The 1,148-nt window shown below is 44.8% G+C and carries 1 protein-coding gene; it reads left to right on the top strand.

The genetic code is table 11. The annotated features are described in order from the left end of the window. Nucleotides 1-989, top strand: a 989-nt coding sequence (locus B5F83_RS10445; protein WP_143822542.1) for an IS4 family transposase, incomplete at its 5' end; no start/stop codon positions are given. Nucleotides 990-1,148 lie beyond the last annotated feature (159 nt).

Here is a 1,148-nt window from a genome sequence, read left to right as displayed (position 1 = left end):
GAGACTTAGTTCTTGCGACACAGGCGCACGCAAACAAGGCTTTTCATCTTGGCTTCGGGAAATACGCCTCTAAAAGCACTCTTGCAGATGCCAACACCAAACGCGATTATCGTATCTTCGAGGAGTTCGCCTACAGAGTTATGGCAGAAGCCCAGAAGTGTCGGGCGGTCGAGATATTCAAGCTCGGAGGAAAGGTGTATGCCTTTGACTCCACTACGATTGACCTGTGTCTAAGCGTCTTTGAGTGGGCTTTGTTCCGGAAGAAGAAAGGAGGAGTCAAGATACATACACTTTATGATATTGAGACCCAGATACCGACGTTCTTCCATATCACGCCCGCCAGGCTGCATGATACAAAAGCGATGGATGCCATTCCATACGAGGAGAACTCGTTCTACATCTTCGACCGCGCATACAATGACTTCGGAAGGCTCTTCACCATAAACAGTGTCGGGGCATACTTCGTGGTCAGGGGCAAGAAGAACAACGACTTCAGGCCGATGAGGTGGAAGCGCAGGCTGCCGTCCGGTGTGCTCTCCGATGCCATAGGATACATGGACGGACAGCTGACAATGAGCAAATATCCGGAGAAGATAAGGCGAATCATCTACCTTGACTCCGAATCGGACAGGAAGTTCATCTTCTTTACCAATGCCCTGGACATCAACTCATTGAAAGTGGCGGAACTGTATCACAACAGATGGCAGATAGAGCTGTTCTTCAAGTGGCTGAAGCAGCATCTGAAGATTAAAAAATTCTGGGGCGAGACCGAGAATGCCGTAAGAATCCAAATTTACACTGCCATAACCACCTATTGTATGATAGCGATTGTGCAGAAAAAGATGGGTATCGAACGGTCAATCTACGAGATGCTCCAACTTGTAAGCATCTCACTTACAGAAACTATCTGCCTAAAAGACCTCTTTGCAAAACCTAACTGCAATATTGTCAATGAACTGGATGGTTCTACCGAACCTACTTTGTTTTAATTGTTAAACTTTTTAATAACTAGTTCGGAATTTTACCGGACACGAGTGTCTTTTTTTGTCAAATTTTATTTCTATATTTGTAGTATATATTAGTATATATTAACGGATATATTCGGATATGAGACTAGTCCAGAAAAAGAGCGGTCGTTTCACCTACCT

Origin of the sequence: Muribaculum sp. An289 (genome assembly GCF_002159555.1) — a bacterium.
Lineage (GTDB): Bacteria > Bacteroidota > Bacteroidia > Bacteroidales > UBA932 > Merdivivens > Merdivivens faecigallinarum.
This window is presented reverse-complemented; position numbering and strand designations above follow the sequence as displayed.